12 protein-coding genes are annotated in these 17,870 nt (G+C 72.2%); 7 read left to right on the plus strand and 5 right to left on the minus strand.

Annotated elements, in window-relative coordinates; genetic code table 11:
* The first annotated feature begins 403 nt into the window (after positions 1–403).
* From ACLQ23_RS19840 to ACLQ23_RS19860, 5 genes are all read left to right on the plus strand, one after another.
* Positions 404–1,219, plus strand: coding sequence for an AfsR/SARP family transcriptional regulator (locus tag ACLQ23_RS19840; protein ID WP_355589265.1), 816 nt, complete (start codon positions 404–406; stop codon positions 1,217–1,219).
* Between the two features lie 93 nt (positions 1,220–1,312).
* On the plus strand, positions 1,313–1,660 hold the full coding sequence (locus ACLQ23_RS19845) for a TcmI family type II polyketide cyclase (RefSeq protein WP_355589263.1): 348 nt from the start codon (positions 1,313–1,315) through the stop codon (positions 1,658–1,660).
* Position 1,661: 1 nt separating this feature from the next.
* Entirely contained in the window at positions 1,662–3,011 is a 1,350-nt protein-coding gene (locus ACLQ23_RS19850; RefSeq protein ID WP_355589261.1) for an FAD-dependent oxidoreductase, read from the plus strand.
* A 256-nt stretch (positions 3,012–3,267) separates the two neighbouring features.
* Positions 3,268–4,335 carry a hypothetical protein gene (locus ACLQ23_RS19855; RefSeq protein ID WP_355589259.1) on the plus strand — a complete coding sequence of 356 codons (1,068 nt, stop codon included), beginning with the start codon at positions 3,268–3,270 and terminating at the stop codon, positions 4,333–4,335.
* Positions 4,336–4,544: 209 nt separating this feature from the next.
* Positions 4,545–5,792 carry a low temperature requirement protein A gene (locus ACLQ23_RS19860; RefSeq protein ID WP_355589257.1) on the plus strand — a complete coding sequence of 416 codons (1,248 nt, stop codon included), beginning with the start codon at positions 4,545–4,547 and terminating at the stop codon, positions 5,790–5,792.
* Between the two features lie 36 nt (positions 5,793–5,828).
* On the opposite strand, the gene ACLQ23_RS19865 is transcribed toward ACLQ23_RS19860, so the two are convergent.
* A complete protein-coding gene (locus ACLQ23_RS19865) occupies positions 5,829–6,656 on the minus strand; it encodes a hypothetical protein (RefSeq protein WP_355589255.1) in 828 nt (275 codons plus the stop codon).
* Positions 6,657–6,907: 251 nt separating this feature from the next.
* Here ACLQ23_RS19865 and ACLQ23_RS19870 point away from each other — a divergent pair, with 251 nt between their 5' ends.
* Positions 6,908–7,114, plus strand: a complete 207-nt coding sequence (locus tag ACLQ23_RS19870) for a hypothetical protein (protein WP_053660102.1) — start codon at positions 6,908–6,910, stop codon at positions 7,112–7,114.
* Positions 7,115–7,237: 123 nt separating this feature from the next.
* Here the strand turns inward: ACLQ23_RS19870 and ACLQ23_RS19875 are convergent, their stop codons facing one another.
* The 4 genes from ACLQ23_RS19875 to ACLQ23_RS19890 form a co-directional block, all read right to left on the minus strand.
* Complete coding sequence (locus ACLQ23_RS19875) at positions 7,238–8,743, minus strand: hypothetical protein (protein ID WP_355589253.1); 1,506 nt, start codon at positions 8,741–8,743, stop codon at positions 7,238–7,240.
* A 173-nt stretch (positions 8,744–8,916) separates the two neighbouring features.
* Positions 8,917–11,013, minus strand: coding sequence for an amino acid transporter (locus ACLQ23_RS19880; protein WP_355589251.1), 2,097 nt, complete (start codon positions 11,011–11,013; stop codon positions 8,917–8,919).
* A 536-nt stretch (positions 11,014–11,549) separates the two neighbouring features.
* The gene (locus tag ACLQ23_RS19885; RefSeq protein ID WP_053659900.1) at positions 11,550–12,320 is read right to left on the minus strand and encodes a DUF5995 family protein; all 771 of its coding nucleotides are present in this window, start codon (positions 12,318–12,320) and stop codon (positions 11,550–11,552) included.
* A 130-nt stretch (positions 12,321–12,450) separates the two neighbouring features.
* Complete coding sequence (locus ACLQ23_RS19890) at positions 12,451–15,348, minus strand: helix-turn-helix transcriptional regulator (protein WP_355589249.1); 2,898 nt, start codon at positions 15,346–15,348, stop codon at positions 12,451–12,453.
* Positions 15,349–15,541: 193 nt separating this feature from the next.
* On the opposite strand from ACLQ23_RS19890, the gene ACLQ23_RS19895 reads away from it, so the two are divergent.
* Positions 15,542–17,845, plus strand: coding sequence for an AAA family ATPase (locus tag ACLQ23_RS19895; protein ID WP_425880906.1), 2,304 nt, complete (start codon positions 15,542–15,544; stop codon positions 17,843–17,845).
* Positions 17,846–17,870 lie beyond the last annotated feature (25 nt).

A 17,870-nucleotide genomic window follows, 5' to 3' on the forward strand; every position in this document is an offset into this window, starting at 1 on the left:
GGTCGGCGGGGAACTCCCGGACGCTGGACGACTGCCGACACGATGCGGCAGCCTTCGTCACCACGGCGTCACGGTGACGGGCCGGCCAGCGACGCTGAGCGGTGACGCTGCGTCGATTCAAGCTGTGTGTCAGCTATGCGTCCGCCGACACCTCGACCAGAGGGTTTCAGCAGTTCAGAACCGATCTCACGGTAGACGACATTGACAGAAGCGCGCCCTATCGTTGACTCACCGTGATCGCGATTGATAATCTTCACCGTGGTCAGCCCGGCGGCTCCGGCGGGCGGCGCCGCGCCCGGACGGCAGTGTTGGCGCCCCACCGACGGGGTCGACAGCGGCGTCACGGGCAACCATCCGGACACAGCAGACAGTCGGGACCCAGCGTTCCGCAGGGGGTGCCGCCGTGACCGCTGACCCGTCCAGGCCGACCGACGGAGGTTCCCAGGCATCCGCCGACATCTCGCTGCACCTGCTCGGCGGCTTCCGACTCCTGCGGGGCACCGCGCCGGTAGTGGTGCCACGCGGCCTGCAACGCGTGATGGCGCTCATCGGGCTGCGCCCCGGCGCCCCCCGCAGTCAGTTGGCCGGGCTGCTCTGGCCCGACGCGTCGGAGGAGAGGGCACTGTCGGCGCTGCGGACCGCGCTGTGGCGGCTGCGGCAGGACCCGTGCTGCCCGATGACCGTCGCCGGCGACACGGTCCGGCTGCACCCGACGGTCCGACTGGACGTCGACGAACTGGTCGGCACGGCCGCCCGGGTACGCGACGGCGCCGACGTACGGACCACAGCCGGGGCGCTCGCCGCAGGCCGGCACGACCTGCTGCCCGGCTGGTACGACGACTGGGTGCTCCTGGAACGCGAACGGCTGCGTCAACTGCGCCTGCACATGTTGGAGCAGGTGGCCACGCAGCACCTCACCGCGGGCCGGCACGGCGAGGCGTTGCAGGCCGCGCTGGAGGCGATGGCCGCCGAGCCGCTACGCGAGACACCGCACCGGCTGGTGGTCCGCATCCATCTCGCCGAGGGCAACGCCTTCGAGGCCGTGCACGCCTTCTACGTGTACCGCGACCTGCTGCGCCGGGAGCTGCGGCTGGAGCCCAGCCCGGCGATGAGCGCGCTGCTCGACGACACACTCGGCCCGATCCGCGCGGCCACCCGCCCGACCACCACCGGCCCGGAGGTCGGCGGATGGCCGTCACCGGCCGGCCGGCGCACGTGACGGCGACGTGACACACAGTGCGCCACGGTGGGCGAAACGAGCACGTGGCCACTGACCCGAGGGTCGGAAACGGTCACCGGGGGAAGGGGTTCCATGAGTCGTCTGCTGATCGTCAGCCGGATCGTCCCGGGCGAGGAGGGGCGCGTCGCGCAGATCTTCGCCGAGTCCGACGCCACCGAGTTGCCAGGTCTCACCGGTGTCGTCCACCGGTCCCTCTACAGCCTGCACGACCTGTACGTGCATCTGATCGAGACCTCGGACGTCGACCCGGACGCGCTCGCCGCCGCCCGCAACCATCCGCTGTTCCGGCAGGTGAACGAGCGGCTCGCCGCGCACACCTCGCCGTACCTGTCGACCTGGCGCTCCCCCAAGGACGCGATAGCCGACTGTTTCTACCGATGGGACGCGGCCGACGCGACCGCCGCCCACCCGGCCGGCTGACGTGCCCACCGCGCCGCCGCATGTTCTGATCATCGGAGCTGGTACCGGCGGATTGTGCCTGGCGCACGGGTTGCGTCGCGCCGGAATCAGCGTCGCCGTCTACGAACGGCACGAGCACAGCTCCGGAGGGCTGCTCGGCTACCGGGTGGGGATCGGTCCGACCGGCACGCGGGCGCTGCGCGACTGCCTGCCACCGGATGTGTTCGCCACCTTCCTGGCCACCTGCGCCCGACCACCGCGCTACTTCAACGTGCTCACGCAGAAGCTGACCGAGACCGCCTCGTTCGAGCTGCGACCCGCCGTCGACCCGGTGCACACCGAACACTCGGTGAATCGCATGACGATGCGCCAGGTGCTGCTGACCGGCCTGACCGACGTGGTGCACTTCGACAAGACCTTCATCCGGTACGAGCAGCACGACGACGGCGCCGTCACCGCGCACTTCGCCGACGGCACCACCGCCACCGGTGACCTGCTGGTGGCCGCCGACGGCACACACTCGGCGGTACGCCGGCAGTATCTGCCGCACGCGGTCATCCGCGACGCCGGCACCATCAACATCGCCACGCGGATCCCCCTGACCCCGCACACCCGTGACCTCCTGGCCGAGCGCATCCGTACGGGCATCTCGCTCATCTTCGGCGCCGGCGGCACCATGGGCGTGCTGCACGTCATGGAGTTTCCCTGGCACGCCGACCGGACGATCAAGAACGGTGTCAGCGCCGACCGCGCCGCCCTGTTGCGGGCCTGGCCCGGCCTGTCACAGGGCACCAGCGCCGACCACATCAACCTGATCATCTGGAGTACGGCCCGCCGCTTTCCCGCCGATGTCATGCGACTGCGCGGCGACGACCTGATCGCGCTCGCCCTGGACCTCACCCCGAACTGGCATCCGCACCTGCGGGAGCTGCTCAGTCGCGCCGATCCGGGCAGCGCCCTGCCGATCAGGGTGAGCACGTCCGAGCCGACGCCGCCCTGGAAGAGCACCAATGTCACGCTGCTCGGCGACGCCATCCACACCATGACACCGGGGCGTGGGGTGGGGGCGAACACCGCGCTGCGCGACGCCCGTCTGCTCTGCGAGCAGCTCGCCCGCGTCGTCGACGGCGACAAGACGCTGGTGCAGGCGGTGGCCGACTACGAGGCGGCGATGGTGCCGTACGGCTTCGCGCGGGTCGCCGAGTCGCTCAACCGCAGCGGCACCAACGGCGACGACCGGATGTACCGGCCGGTGGTGGGTCGGCTCGCTCTTCTCGGGGCGCGCGGCTACTTCGGGGTGACCAGCCGGGTGCCGCGACTGCGCCGCCGGTTCGTGAACGACTTCCATACCTACGAGGGCGACCAGGACTGAACTTCCGCCGTCACCGACCCGGGCACGCGCCCCCGCGCGGGTCCGGGTCGACTGCTGCGCGAGGCGGTCCGTCGCAACGCTGCGTCACCCGTCACGCACCCCGCGAGGTGTCCGTCCCACCCACACCCTCCCCGACCGATCCTGCCTGTCGTCGCCGCAGCGCATGTGCGAAGCTGCGGCGAGTTTTTCTCGTGACTTTTCCGACGACGTGAGAGGGAGGTTCGCCGTGGAGTGGTCTATCGGACACTCACTGATAGTGATTCTGGCACTGTTGCTGGGCTTGGCCGCCGGATGGTTGCTGCGCGGCCGGCAGGGCGCGCAGTCCAACGGGCAGAGTCCGTCGATGGTGGACGGTGACCCCGTCGCCGGCCTGGCCGTGGTGGCCCCTGCGGCGACACCGGCGACCATCGACGAGGATCGGCCGGCGGCGGCCGTCGACCCCGCTCCGGTCGCTGTCGTCGACGGGCCGGCCCCCGTGGACACGGTCAGCGCACCGGCTGCGGTGACCACGTCGGACGAACCCGCCCCGGCGGACACCCCGAACACCGTCGACCTGGGCGACATGGCCCTCACCGAAGCCCCGCCGCCGGTCCCCGCCGCCGAGCCCGCCGACGCGGCGGACGTCCGCCCGGAGCCCACTGCGGAGCCGATCGCGCCCGACGAGCAGCCCGCCCCGGCGTCCGTCATCGCTCCCCGCAAGCCGGCGGACGACCTCCCGCCCACCGACGCCCCGCAGGCCGAGGTGCCGCAGGCTGACGCCGCACAGACCGACATCTCGCAGGTTGACGTCCCACAGGCCGAGGTCCCGCAGGCCGACGCCCCGTCGGCGGAGACCGTCCTCGCCGACATCCCGCCGGTCGAGACCAACACCACCGACGCGCCTCCGGTCGAGACCACGGCCGCCGACAGCGCGTACACCGAGGACACCTCTGCTGGGACGGCGGCTGCCGTCGCCGCGGGCGTGTCGTCGGCGGACGCCCAGGCCGCCGAGCCGGCGCGGGCCACGCCGCCGGTCCGACCGGCCGCCGCCCCGCTGGCGCAGCCGGCAGACGACAGCGCGCCGGACGCCACGGACGCCGGCCCGGCCGACGACTTCCGCCGGATCCAGGGCGTCGGGCCCAAGATGGCGGCGGCGTTGCAGGCCGCCGGGGTACGCACCTACGGCCAGCTCGCCGAACTGGACGAGGCGGCGTTGCGGGACCTGATCCGGGCCGCCGGCCTGCGTGCCGCGCCCAGCCTGGCGACCTGGCCCCAGCAGGCGCGGGTGCTGGCCGGTGCCACCGACGAGGCGGTCGCGGTGCTGCCCGGCGGCGACCAGGGCTGACGTTTCGACATCGAGCCCCTGGCCGGTGTTCCCACGGGGACGCCGGCCGGGGGCTCGATCCGTTTCGGGCCGCCGTCCACGATCGGCTCGATGGCCCTGAGCCGCCAGACAACGAAAGTGCCCTGAAGTCCGGGCAGGTCACCCCCGGTCGGGGGACGACCCGGACGAGTCCGGGCGGCGCGGCCGGCTGCTCGCTAGCGTCGGTCGAGGTGGACCGCACGGTCCGCCGCGTCGGCACCGCAGGAGCGACCGTGTCCCTCTCCGCGTCGGAGCCCGGGCCACGCGGGGCCCGAACGCCGGTACGCGACCCGGAGGCCTCGCGCCGGGTGACGCTGCTCGAACTCTTCTTCGACCTGGTGTACGTGGTAGCGCTCGCCCTCATCTCCCGTGGGCTCGTGCAGCAGCTCGACTGGCACCAGGCCGCCCAGGCGCTGGTCCTGCTTGCCGCTGTCTGGTGGACGTGGGCCATCACCACACTTGTCACCGACCTGTACGACCCGGAACGCACCGAGATCAAGATGCTGATCAGCGCGGTGATGTTCGGCGCGCTGCTGATGACGACAGCGATCCCGGAGGCGTTCGGCGCCCGCGGGATCGTCTTCGCCGGCGCCTACGTGGCGATCCACCTCGGGCGCGGGCTGTTCCTGATGCCCGCCGTACGGCACGAGCCGGAGTTCCAGCGCCGGGCGGCACGGATCTTCACCTGGTTCGCGGTGTCGGCCATACCCTGGATCGTCGGCGCGTTCGTCAGCGGTGACGCCCGGTTGGCCTGCTGGGCCCTCGCGCTCGCGATCGACTACGTCGGCTTCCGGCTCGCGTACCCGGTGCCCGGCCTCGGTGTGGTGCCGGAGGAGCAGCGCAACGTCACCGCAGAGCACCTGTCCGAGCGGTACCAGCAGTTCTTCATCATCGCTCTCGGCGACGCCATCCTGACCATCGGCACCATGTTCAGCCTGGCGCACTCCGAGTTGCTGAACATCAGCGGGTTCGCTGTGGCGTTCGCGACCACCCTGCTGCTGTGGCGGATCTACGTCCACAAGTCCGGTCAACTCCTGCCGCTTGCGATCCAGGCGGCCAGGTCACCGAGCAGGTTCCTGGTCAGCGCGCCGTACACCCATCTGGTGATGATCGCCGGAGTGGTGACCACCGCTTCCGGGTTCGACCTGCTGCTGCACGAACATCCCGGCCGCGTACCACCGGCGTCGGTGGCGGTGATCCTCGGCGGTCCGGCGCTGTTCCTGGTCGGTCGGGCCGCCTTCGAGTACGAGGTGTTCAGCCGGGTGTCGTGGTCCCGGCCGGGCGGTGTGCTGGCGCTGCTGACCATCGCGTCAGGGGCGCTGTTCCTGCCGTCGTTCTTCGCCTCCCTCGGCGCGATGCTGGTCCTGGCCGGCGTCGCCTACGCCGACTACCGCCGCAGTCTGGGCAAACCTCCCGAGGCGCCTGTCCCACCACACTGATGCGGGATCCGCGCCCCCGACCGGGCCGATCACCGCTCACACAAGCGCAGCCGCGTACTCCCGGACCCGCAGCCGTTGCCCGGCCGCGTCGCCGAGGCGGACCTGAAGGCCGAGCGGCGCTGCTGCCCGCCGTACGTCGTCCAGGTGCAGCGAGCCGTGCCGGTCCACGGTGAGCACCGGAGGTTCCTCCAGTTCGCCTTCCGGCGCGTGGAAGGAGAGCAGGGTCACCGAGGTGGTGCGATAGCCGGGGTAGGCGGCGCGGGCCGCAGCCTCGTCGCGGTGCACGAGCACCACCAGGTCGGCCAGGTGGGCGAAGTCGGCGGCGAGCGCCCCGGATTTCCAGTGCGCCGGCTCGTCGGGCAGCCCGGTGCGGTGGTGGGACCGGTTCGCCGAGGTGATGTAGAGGTGATCCGATCCGGTCTCGGCTAGTGCCCGCTCGAAGAAGGCGTTCGACGGGCAGGTCAGCCCCGGCGCGATGACCTGGGTGGTGCGCAGGCCACGGTCGACCTGGGTCAGATGCTCGGGCAGCCGGTCGGCGGCCGGGCCCCGGAAGCCGAACGGCCCGGCGCCGTAGAGCGCGTCCATCAGGGCCAGCACCCGCCCGGCCGGCAACCGGGGCGAGATCTGCGACCAGTCGAACATCGCCGGTATCCGGCAGACGCCTGTGGTGATGCTGCCGACCTGGTCGACCGGACGGCCTTTGGCCAGGTTGACCAGGCGCACAGTGGCGGCGTCCGGGCGGCTCACGATGGCGTAGAAGTTGGCGAACGCCACCGCGACGACCGCGCCACCTGCCAACGCGCGGGCGGCGACCGCAACGTCCTCGGGGCGGTCGATGTAGAGGGGCGGTGTCCGGGCGTCCATGAGTCCTCCTCGGCGGGGCCTCACGCAGTTCTACGTCCGGCGGCCCGCGCGGCGGCGGGATCGGTCGGCGATCCGATAGCCGCCGGCCGGTACGTGGTGCGGGTGGCCGATGCCGGTGCGGTACCGACGGGCCACGGGTATCGGCCGGACGGACGACCCACCGGGGTCGTGGGCGAGCGCCGTTAGCCGCGCGACCCGATTGGGTACAACCGGTGCACCTCAGATCCACCACATTCCTTCAGGAGGCAGCGATGCGCGGCACCTCGATACTCGGAGTTCTCGTCGTGATCTGGTTGGTGATCGGCGCTGTCGCCGCGGGCCAGCGGGGTTACTACAGCGGAGACGACACCAACTGCGCCGAGGCCGGCACCATCCTGGTCACCATCGTGGCCGGGCCCTTGAACTACATCGGCGCCAACCCCAAGGTCGACTGCAAGCTGCCCGAGCCGTCCAAGTAGGACACCGAGCGCCGCCGGCCCGCACCCCCTGCGAAGGGCGCGGGCCGTTTGCTGCCGCCCGGACGAGCGAGGGCTCGTCCGGGCGGCAGGCGGTGTTCGCGGGATGGTCGTCTGGTTCGACGCTCAGCGGAAGCAGCGTGCGATCGGCACCGCGCTGCCGTCGCAGTTTGTCGGCTCGTTCTCGACGACAACGCTCTCGTCGTCGATCTTGACCTGGGCGTGCTGGGCGAAGATGCCGCCCGGCTTCACCGTGGCGGCGTTGTGCGTGACCTTGCTGGTGTAGAGCGCCAGCGAGCCCGCTGTGGCGTAGATGCCGCCGCCCTTCGACGCCGCGCCGACAGCCTCGTTGCCGGTGACGTCGCTGCCGCGTACCAGCAGGTTGGACTTCTCGGCGTAGATGCCGGCGCCGAGACCGTGGGTGGTGTTGCCGTCGACCACGCTGTCGTCGAGCGGCAGCAGGCCCTTGACCGTGGAGATACCGCCGCCGTTGATGGTGGAGGTGTTGCCGCGGATGGTCATCTTGCGCATCACCAGCACCGCGTCGGAGTTGGCGGCGCCGCCACCGACCTGCGCTGTGTTGTTCAGCAGTTCGGTGTCGGAGACCTTGGTCCGGGCCGAGAAGCTGGCCATGCCGCCACCCTGCGCGGCGCTGTTCTGCGCGAAGCTGACGCTCTCCACCTCGGCCGCGCCCCGGTAGTTGCCGAGCCCGCCGCCGTAGCCGTTGGCGCTGTTGTTACGGAACTCGGAACGCTTCAACGTCAGCACACCGCCGTTGAGCAGGCCCCCGCCCTTGCCCGCGGCGCCGGAGGCGCTGTTGCCGATGAACGTGGAGTCGGTGACCACCATGTTGCCGTCGTTGAAGATGCCGCCACCGCCGCCCTCGGGCGACAGCGACGTGCTGTGGGTGACGGTGACCCGTTCCACGACGGCTGTCGCGCCGTGCACCACGTGCACGCTGCCGCCCTCGATGGCGGAGCGACCGTTGTGCAGCGTGACGTCGCGCAGGGTCAGCTCGCCGCCGTCGCGGACGGTGAAGAAGCGGAAGGGCGCGGCCTGGGCGTCGCGGGCGATGGTGGCGCCGACGCCGTCCACCGTGATGGGCTGGTAGATCACCGGCAGGCCGGCGGTGTCGTCGGCCGGGTTGTGCGGCGGCGCCTCGGCGTCACCGGGGGTCTCGGCGGCGTCGGCGGCCTCGCGCGCGTCGCGGATCCCGCCGTCGTACTGGTCGGTCTCGTGGAACGCCTCGCTGAGGACGTAGCGGCAGCGGGGCGCGAGCCGCAGCTCGCCGCCGCCCTGCGCGTTGGCCGTCACCAGGGCCGCCACCAGCTTCGCGGAGTCGCAGGGCACCTCGACCACACCGCGCTTGCCGGTGCCGGGGGTGGTTCGTGGGGTCCGCCCGGCGTCGTCGCGGTCCCGCTCCGGTCGGTCGCCGGGCCGTCTGTCGTCGTCGCTGGCCGCCGTGCTGAGCTGGGCCAGGCCCGGGAGCGAGAAGTTGCGGTCGGCAGCCGCGGCGACGCCCGCCACGCCGGCCGCCCCCACCACCAGGCTCCCGGCCAGGAAGCCGCCGGCTAAGAACCATCGGGATCGCCGTCTGGGTCGTGCCGGGTCTCCTCCTCGGTACGTGGACATCGTGGGTGCCTGCCTTCCTGGCTGCTCAACGTTGACCGCGCGCCGATCCGGGCGCGGGGTGCTCGACGTGCCGCCGACCACCAAAGGTCACGATAGGGCCGCAATATGGACAGGAAGGTGTGAACGTGAATAACGCTGCCATTCATCTTTTATGTCATCAGATGGTGTGCGCCTCACCCCCCGACGTGGATGCCCGGTCGCCGTAACGGATCCGGCTCGGTACGTCGGAGGATCTCCCGTACGACGGGCGGGGTGTCGCCCCGACCGAGGATCAGGTACCGCAGCAGGTGCGCGAGCGGTCTCCCCTCCGACCACTCGAAGTGCGCGTGCGGCCGGACCCCTGTGGCGTCGCGCAACGCCAGCAGGATCGCCGCTATCGCGTTCGGCGCGGCCGAACTGCTGGCCCGCAGCACCCGGAACCCGCCCACCTCGATTCCGCGCACCTCCAGCACCTGACTGAACTCCGACGGGTCCCCCACGTCGATCTCCAGGAACAGCACGTCGGCGGCCCCCGGCACCGGGTTGATCCCCCGCTGCCCGCGCTCCTTGATCGTGTACTCCTTCAGCGAGCCGGTCTGCCGCTTGTTCGCGATCAGGTGCAGCTGCCCGTCGTGCGCCAACGACTCGGCGATGAAGCGGCGGGCCGGCTCGTCGAAATCGATCCGTTCGGCGCGCAGCTCGGTGGTCCGGGTGACCCGGGAGATCAGCGACACCGCGATGATGCCGAGGATGAACAGCGCCGAGATGGTGATCCCGTCCGGCTTCTCGAAGACGTTCTCGATCAGCGCGTACAGCAGCACCAGGCTCAGCACGCTGAAGCCGACGGCGGCGCCACGCTGGCGGCGGCGGGCCGCCGAGATGCTCACCGCCACCGCGCCGGAGACCATCATCGCCAGAATGCCTGTCGCGTACGCGCCGGCCTGGGCGTTCACGTCGGCCCGGAAGGCGATGGTGATGGCGACGCTGACCACGGTGTAGACGATCACCACTGGTCGCACCGCCCGCGCCCACTCCGGGGCCATGCCGTACGAGGGCAGGTACCGCGGCACGATGTTGATCAGCCCGGCCATCGCGGAGGCGCCCGCGAACCACAGGATGAACACGCTGCTCACGTCGTAGACAGTGCCGAACGCCTCGCCCAGATAGGTGTGTCCCAGGAACGCCAGCGCCCGACCGTTCGCGCCGCCACCTGGGCGGAACTCCTCGGCCGGGATGAGCGCTGTGGTCACGAACGTCGTCGAGATCAGGTAGACCGACATGATCAGCGCGGCGGTGGTGAGCAGCCGCCGGGTGTTGCGGATCCGGGCCTCCAGGCGGGCCTGCCGGTCCGGCCCGTCGGCCGCCACCAGGGGCATCATGCTGACCCCGGTCTCGAACCCGGACAGCCCCAGCACCAGCAACGGGAACGCCAGCACGGCGGTGACGAGCACCTCCCCCGGGCCTGCGCCGCCCTCGGTCAACGCCGCGGTCCAGTTCGACACGATTGTCGGATCGGCGACGATCCGCGATACCGCGACCACCACGATCACCGCATTGAGCAGCAGGAACACCGCCACCAGCGGAATGGCCACCACAACCGCCTCGCGGAACCCGAGCAGGAAGACCCCGCCGAGGATGAGCAGCAGCACGACAGTGACAACGACCGGGACCACGGGGTCGTGCATGCTGTCCGGCAGGTACGGATTCTCCAGCAGGTGCACCGTCGCGTCGGCCGACGACAGGGTGATCGTGATGATCCACGAGGTGGCCACGAATCCCAGCAGCACCAGCACGAAGATCTTGCCCCGCCAGAACGGCAGCAACCGCTCCAGCATCGCCACCGAGCCCTGCCCGTGCGGGCTCTCCTGGGCCACCCGGCGGTACATCGGCAGCATGCCGAACAGGGTCAGCGCGACGATCAGCAAGGTCGCCAGCGGAGAGAGCGCACCGGCGGCCACCGCCGCGATGCCCGGCAGGTACGACAGGGTGGAGAAGTAGTCCACCCCGGTCAGGCACATCACCTGCCACCACGCGTGCCGACGGTTCTGGCCCTCGGCCGTCTCCGGGCCGGGCGGCTGCACCTGGTGTTGGAAGAGCCACCGGCGCAGCGGACTCGTCGGCGGCGTCGACCGGGCCGGGCTGGCGACCCGCTCGGGCACCACGACACCGCGACGGCCGCCCCGGTGCGGGCGGGCCGGGTCGCGGGCGGCGCGCAGCGACGGGTCCGGTCCGGCCGGTGTGTGGCGGCGGCCGCTCCAGCGTCGCGGTCTCGCCCGGTGCTCGTCAGCCATCGCCCGTCCCACCCTCGCAGGTTCTGATCCGACGGTAGGTGGTAGCCCACGACCCGAGCGGCGGAACCGGGGACGTGGATGACCTGCTCAGGGGTGGTCCGGTCCGCTTGGCAACCGGCTCGCGGGTGGGCCGACAGCGGTCACCGCAGTCGCCGTACGCCGGTCATCGCGCACCCGGCCGGGCGGCGGGTCGCGGTACCGGATCACCAGGCCGCAACGGGCCGGGCCGTGCGGGGCGGGGTCGGGCGGGCCGAGGTCGGGCGGCGGGCCGGCGCCGGGCCAGGACGGTCATGGCGCGGGCGTACCCCGTACCGGCCCGCCGACACCCTCGGGATTTCCCGCCCGCTCCCCCACCGCCGGCCGACACCCCCCGGGCCGGCCGACGGCGGCGGACGGTCGACACCCCCCGGAGCCGACCGGCCACCTCCCCGACGTGGTCATCAGACGACCACGCGGGGTGGGTGGAACGTGCGGGACGCGTCCCCGCGCTCCGCCGCCCCTCCACCGGGCAGAGCGCGGGGACCCCCCGTCTCCGGCTATTGCAGAAACGCCCCCAGGGGCGAGAGCAGCAGCCGGCCGAGCGCGGCGGCGTTCTTGTCCAACCGCCTGCGCTCACTCTCGTGGGCGGCCGGATCGTGCCGGCAGCGCCAGATCTTCTGTGCGTTGCGCCAGGCGACATCGCGTGTGTACTCGACCAGTTCCCCCTGGTACCAGTCGTCGATGTCGCCGTTGAGCATGTCGATGAGCAGTTGCCACTGCTCCAGGTAGCCGCGACGCAGACCGGGGATCTTGTCCGCGAAGATGTTGTTGATCTCGAGGTAGTCGTGGTGCTGGTCGCTGCCGTCGACCGGCTCCGACTCCAGGTGGTCGAACGTGGTCACCAACGCGAACGGCAGGTCGAAGTTGATGTGCGCGTTCACCCCCGCCGCCGCCGACGGCAACGGTCGGGCGTCCGGCCCGCGCATCCGCTCGAAGAGACACGACCACGCCTTCGGGGTGCCGGGGCTGGAGTCGGTCCACAACCGCAACGCGTCGAAGTACCGGGCGGCGAACTCGACGTCCAGCCGCGCCAGGAACACCGGGTCGATGAAACGGTCGTCGTACAGGCCGTCGAGCACGCTGCTCGTGATCGTCAGGTAGAGCTTGTTGAAGTCCGCCAGCGGGCAGCTCTCCTCCAACGGCGGCAGCCGCACCAGCATGTCCTGGAGTTTGGTGAGGTGATCGACCACCGCTGGCACGTCCGCGGGGTGATCGGCGAGCAGGTCGACGATGTCCCCGTGGACGGGCCCCCAGACCGGTTCGGTCATCTCTCCTCCATGCTTGTTGACGGCCGTAGCGCCGTCGACGGGGCTCAGCCTCTCAACAGGCACCCACCCTCGGAATCAGTAGAACGACGTATCCGGCGCGCACAGGCGCCACGCGGACTACGTACGTCGGTCAGGCGCGCCCAATGCGCAGCTGGATCGCGCTGGCCTGAACACGGGTGCGGACCTGGAGCTTGTCGAAGATGTGCGACACGTGCACGCCGATGGTCCGCTCGCTGATGAACAGACGCTGCCCGATCTCCTTGTTGGTCAGACCCTCGGCGACCAGGGCGAGCACCTCCCGCTCGCGCGCGGTGAGTGCGGCCAACTCGTCGTCGACAGGCTGAGCCGGTGCGGCACCCCGGCCAGCGGAATCGTCGCGTTCCTGAAGCGGCACCCGGGCCCGCCCGGCCAACTCCCGGATCTCCGAGGTCAGCGGCACCGCGCCCAACCCCTGCGCCATCTGGTGCGCCTCGCGCAGCAGCCGGCCCGCGGTGGCCAGCCGGCTGCGTCGGGCCAGCAGCGCCTCGGCCTGCCGCAGCCGCGAGTACGCCGCCGGGTAGGGATGGTTGCGGCGGTCCCACTCGGCGGCCGAAGCGGCCCACAGCTCCGGATCGCTGCCGTCCAGGCGGCTCACCTCGGCGGCGCACAGCGCCAGGAAGCCGTCCACCACCGACCGCACCGGCGGGGCCGCGGACGCGCTCTTACGCGCGACGCGTTCGGCCACACCATTCAGACGACGTACCGCAGTGGGGTCCACCGCCATGGTACGACTGGCGTGCGCCTCGGCCTCGGCGCGCAGGCCGTGCCAGACCAGCGCGGACAGGATCGTCACGTCGTCCGAGCGGCTCTCGGTCAGGCCACGCTGGACCGCCTGGCGTGCCACGTCGTGCCGGCCCTGCCACATCGCCAGCCCGGCGCGCAGAGTGAGCAGCGGGATGACGTGCCGGGCACCGCCGCCGGCGAGCACTGTCGCCACCGCGTCGAGATCCCGGTCGGCGGCCTCGATGTCGCCGTACCCCACCGACAGCCGGCAACGGGCAAGCAGCAGCTCGACGGCGTCCGCCCCGGACGGCCGGTGCCGCAGCGCGGCTGCCACCACCTTCTCCGCCTCGGCCCACTGGCCCACCCGGAACAGCCCATTCGTGGCGATGGCCAGCAGCCGCGTCTCCCAGGTACGGCCCAGACCCAGCTCGGCCACCCGCTCGGCGCCCCGCCGGGCCACCAGCACCCCCTCTTCGAGGATGTTCAGCGGCCCGGTCAGCAGCTCTGCGAGGTGCAGGTACGCGCACGCCACGTCCTCCGGCTGGCCGGCGCGCTCGGCGGTTTCGAGAGCCTGGCGCATGACCGCCAACCCGGCGTCTGGGTCCTCCAGGCAGGCGTCGCTGAAGCCCAGCGCCGAGCTGGCCAGCACCACCTCGGTGGCGGAGCCCTCCACGTCGGCGGCGAGTGCCAGCGCCTCCCGGGCACGCTGCCCGGCGTCGGCGTACCGGCCCAGGTGCAGCAGCAGCTCGGCGAGGCGTGCCGCGGCGGTGGCCCGGTCGCGCGGCGAGCAGTCCGCCGCCTCGAGCGCCCGCTGGTATTCCTCCTCGGCCAGCGCGGAGCGTCCCGCCGCCGCCAGGTAACGGGCGCGCTGGATGTGCAGTGCGCAGGTCGGCTCCCCGCCCTGCAACTCGGCAAGCTCCTCCAGCAGGGCCAACGCACGAGCGTGCTCCCCGCAGTGGTGGGCCGCCTCGGCCGCGTGGCCGAGCAGCTCGACCCGGTCCGCCGCCGGCGAGCCGGAGTCCTCGGCCAGCTGCAACGCCGCCGACCAGTGCCGGTGCGCCTCGGCGTAGCCGTGCAGCCGCTCGGCCTCCTGGGCCGCGGCCACCGCAGCCGGCAGGGCACGGGCCGGCTCGCCGGCCAGTCGCCAGTGATGCGCCAACCTGGCCTGGTGCAGCTCGCCCGGCGCGGCAGTCAGCGCCTCGGCGTAGCGCCGGTGGATGCCCGAGCGTTCGGCAGGCAGCAACTCGTGCGCCAGCACCTCGGCCACGAGACGGTGTCGCAGCCGGTAGCCGTCGTCGGCGCCGACCAGCAGCCGGTGAGCCACGGCGGCGCGGGCCGCGTCGATCAACTCCCCCTCCGGCAGCCCCAGCACCTCGGCAAGCAGCCAGTGCTGCACCGGCTCCACACCGGCGGCCACCGCGTGCACCACCGCGTGCGCGTGCTGCGGCAGCGCGTCGACCCGGTCGAGGAAGATCTCCCGCAGCGTCTCGGACAGCCCGTCGCGCCCGTCGCGCAGGTCGCGGGCCAACTCCTCGACGACGAACGGGTTGCCGCCGCTGCGCTGCCACACCTGATCGGCCGCCTCGCCGGGCAGCGCACTGCCCACCACCGCAGCGGCGAGCTTCTCCGTGTCGGCGCGATCCAGTGGGGCCAGGTCGAGCACCCGCACCGAGCGCAGCCGGCGCAGCTCGGTGAGCACCCGACGCAACGGGTGGGCGCCCTGCAACGACTCGGCACGCACCGCGGCCAGCACCGACAGCTGAAGGTCACCGAGGCCGGCGAGCAGGTAGAGCAGGAGCTGGCGGGTGCTGCGGTCGACCCACTGGAGGTCGTCAAGGATCAGCACCAGCGGTCGCCCCTCGGCGATCAGGTGCAACCCGCGCGACACCCGCTCCAGCAGGGCGCTCGCGCCGTCCGGGCCGCCGGTCTCGTCGGCGAACATCTGCAACAGGCTCCGCACGGCCGAGGAGGTGCGCGCCTGCGAGGCCGGCAGGTCGGCGTCGAAACGCCGCAGCGCCTGCAGGAGAGGGTGCAGCGGGGACGCGTCGCCGATGTCCAGGCAACCGCCGGTCAACACAAGTGCGCCCTGGTCGCGCAACCGGGCACCGATCTCGCCGAGGAGGCGGGTCTTACCTACACCGCTCTCGCCGGTGAGGAAGACGGCGGCCGTCTGCCCCTGTGCCACGTCACCGAGCAGGGCGGACCGAACCGTCTGCACCAGCCCGGCCCGGCCCACGAGCGGTGCGGTGTCCACATCGCTGGCCATGGCACGCAGCCTAATCACACGCCCCTGGACCGTTCTACGGCTATCTGCCGCTTGTGGTACTCGTCGCGTCGAGATTGCGACTAAAGGTTGCGTGTGGCCGACATACGTCGTTCGGCAGATCCCCGGTCAGCCCACGAATGCCAATCTCCGGAGGGTCATCAGCCGTCAGCAGGGAAGGGCCGGTGCGCTACCCATGATCACCATCATCGCCGACAGGTCGCGGACCGACCACCCACATTGGCCGGTACCCGCGGAGCGACGCACCGTCACCGTGCTGTTCGTGGACATCGTCGGCTCCACTGCACTTGTCGACAGGCTCGACCCGGAAGACGTCCGCGCCCTGCAACGCGCGTACTTCGACACCGTCGCCGGAGTCCTGCACCGCTGGCAGGGCGTTGTCGAGAAGTACGTCGGCGACGCGGTGATGGCACTGTTCGGGGCACGGAACTCCGACGGCTTCGACGCGTACCGGGCGGTGCGCGCGGGGCTGGAGATCCAGGCCGCGCTGGACCGTCACTCGACGGTCGGCGACATCAGGCTGCGGGTCCGCGTGGGCGTCGCCACCGGCGAGGTGGTGGTCGACCTGGGCGACGCGGTCAGCGGGGGCCACGGCGTCGCCAGCGGCGCGGTGATCACCACAGCGGCCCGCCTCCAGGAGTACGCGCCGCCAGGCGCCGTCGCGCTCTGCGCCACCACGGCCCGCGCCACCGCCGGTCTGATCGCCCAACGCCAACTGGCATCGGTGCCTGTCACCGGTCGGGTGTCGCCGATGCCGGTCTGGCATGCCGTCGGCCCGATACGTCCCAGCGCCGCCCGGCACGACGGGCCGCTGATCGGCCGCCGCCGCGAGTTGGCAACCATCTCCGAGCAGCTGATTCGGGCGCTGCGGGAACGCTCGCCCCGCTGGGTGTCAGTGGTCGGCCCGGCCGGTAGCGGCCGTAGTCGCCTGCTGCACGAGCTGACCCGGGCACTGCCCACCGTGGACGGTGTGTCCGTGCGGTGGTCCGTGGTGGGCTGCCCCCCGTACCCCGATCAGGTTCTCGCTCCGATCGCGGAGCTGGCCCGCAACCTGGCCGGGATCCGGCACGGCGACGGCCCGGCCACGGTCCGCAAACGCCTGACCGACACCTTGACGCCGCTGTTCGCACCGGACCGTGTCGCGGCGGCGGTACCCGCGTTGCAGCGGCTGCTGGCCGCCCCGGACAGCGGTGCCGACGCCCTGAACGGCGCGGCGATCTGCCGGGACGTCCTGCTGCGCCTGGCCGCCGACGGCCCGCTCGTCGTCGCCGTGGACGACGTGGACCGGGCCGCCCCGGTGGTGAGCCGGTTCCTGCACGCGCTGTTCAGCACCGCGACGGCGCGTGGGCTCCCGCTGGCGGTGCTCACCGTGCACCAGCCGCAGTGGGCCGACACCCGACCCGGCCCGGCCCGGCGGGTGACGATCCGGCCGCTGGCCACCGTGCAGTCCGGTCGGCTGCTGCGTCACCTCCTCGCCCGGGCTGGGCAGCCGGTCGCCCTTGTCGACCGGCTGCTGCCGCTGGTCGGTGGACGACCCGGGCACGCGGCCGCGTACGTGGCGGCGGCCACGACAGGCACGGACCCGACGGTGGGCGGGCTGCCCGAGGCCGTGCACCGGGCCGCCAGTGCGGAGTTGGACCGGTTCGGCGGTGAACACCGGGCGGTGCTGATGGCGGCCGGGACCCTCGACGGCGGGATCTCCGGCGCGGCCATCGACCGGGCGCTCGACTGGGCACCCGGGCGATCGGCAGCGGCGCTGCGTGATCTGGTCGCCGCCGGGCTGCTGCTCCCCCGCCGCGCTGGCGGATACGCCTTCACCGCTCCCGCGCTGCGCCAGGTTGCCGCCGAGCGGCTGCCCCGCGCGCTGCGGGCCGTCTTCGCCCGCCGGGCCGCCGACGCTCCGCGCCCGCACAGCGTCCTCCCAGTGGCCCGGCAGACCGACAGCCGCGCTGTCGACGTCCACCCGACCACCGTCAGCGCTGGCACCGTCCACGCTGGCACCGTCAGCGCTGGCACCGTCCACGCTGGCACCGTCCACGCTGGCACCGTCCACGCTGACGCTGTCAGCGCTGACGCTGTAAGCGGCTCGCCCGCGCGGCACGCCGAGGTCGTGCGTCTCAACACCGCCTTGGCCGACCCGGCACCGCAGCCTCGCCGTATGCCCGTCTCGACGGGCACCTCGTCGGCCGCGTCGAGCCGCGACATCAGCAGTCCGCTGAGCGTACGACGGCTCCGAGCCGTCGCGACGGCCGGTGCGACGCCGCCGGCCCGGACCATGCCCGCGTCGCACACCGACACGCTCACCGAGTTACGCCAGCGGGCCGACCGCCTCCCTGCCGCGAACCGTGCGGCGCCCACCGTGCCGACGTCAGCGGGACGCCTCGCCTCGGCCGGCGTCGGCGCTCCACCCGGTGGCACGCACGGCGTACCCGCTGTGGTGCCGGTCCATCCGCTGGAGGGCCTGGCCGCCTCCGCCTGACAGCCCGGCTGCGCGCCAACCGCAC

The sequence above is a fragment of the Micromonospora sp. DT41 genome, assembly GCF_049841715.1.
GTDB classification, from domain to species: Bacteria; Actinomycetota; Actinomycetes; order Mycobacteriales; family Micromonosporaceae; genus Micromonospora; species Micromonospora profundi.

Excerpts from the sequence above, each read along its gene's own strand:
- ACLQ23_RS19845 (WP_355589263.1), top strand. The coding sequence starts at position 1,313 with ATGAGTCGTCTGCTGATCGTCAGCCGGATCGTCCCGGGCGAGGAGGGG.
- ACLQ23_RS19865 (WP_355589255.1), bottom strand. The coding sequence starts at position 6,656 with ATGGACGCCCGGACACCGCCCCTCTACATCGACCGCCCCGAGGACGTT.
- ACLQ23_RS19870 (WP_053660102.1), top strand. The coding sequence starts at position 6,908 with ATGCGCGGCACCTCGATACTCGGAGTTCTCGTCGTGATCTGGTTGGTG.
- ACLQ23_RS19875 (WP_355589253.1), bottom strand. The coding sequence starts at position 8,743 with ATGTCCACGTACCGAGGAGGAGACCCGGCACGACCCAGACGGCGATCC.
- ACLQ23_RS19880 (WP_355589251.1), bottom strand. The coding sequence starts at position 11,013 with ATGGCTGACGAGCACCGGGCGAGACCGCGACGCTGGAGCGGCCGCCGC.
- ACLQ23_RS19885 (WP_053659900.1), bottom strand. The coding sequence starts at position 12,320 with ATGACCGAACCGGTCTGGGGGCCCGTCCACGGGGACATCGTCGACCTG.
- ACLQ23_RS19890 (WP_355589249.1), bottom strand. The coding sequence starts at position 15,348 with ATGGCCAGCGATGTGGACACCGCACCGCTCGTGGGCCGGGCCGGGCTG.
- ACLQ23_RS19895 (WP_425880906.1), top strand. The coding sequence starts at position 15,542 with ATGATCACCATCATCGCCGACAGGTCGCGGACCGACCACCCACATTGG.